The organism is Pseudomonas persica, from assembly GCF_900291015.1.
Taxonomy (GTDB): Bacteria; Pseudomonadota; Gammaproteobacteria; order Pseudomonadales; family Pseudomonadaceae; genus Aquipseudomonas.
On record NZ_OLKL01000325.1, the window covers coordinates 1 to 243 of the forward strand.

Consider the following 243-nt stretch of genomic DNA (forward strand, 5'->3'; position numbering starts at 1 on the left):
CCCCAGCAACACCGCCGCGATTGCCGCGGTGACCAAGGCCGGGTAGGCGCGCCCTTGCTCCGCCGCCCTGGCCATGCGCTCGCCGGCGCCGAACAAGCGATACCAGCGCGGGCCAACGGCGATCACCGCCAGGTGCAGCACGCCGGCGATGGCGCTGAACGCCGCGCCGAGCAGCAGCGGCAGGTTAAGTCCTTCAGGCATGGCGGACGCGTCCTGCATCGAAATGAGGTGCCAGCCTATAGC

General features: G+C 70.4%; 1 pseudogene. It reads right to left on the bottom strand.

Annotation, left to right across the window (positions count from 1 at the left end):
• Positions 1-201: pseudogene (locus FQ664_RS26755) on the bottom strand (hypothetical protein); the annotation flags it as partial.
• Positions 202-243: the final 42 nt, after the last annotated feature.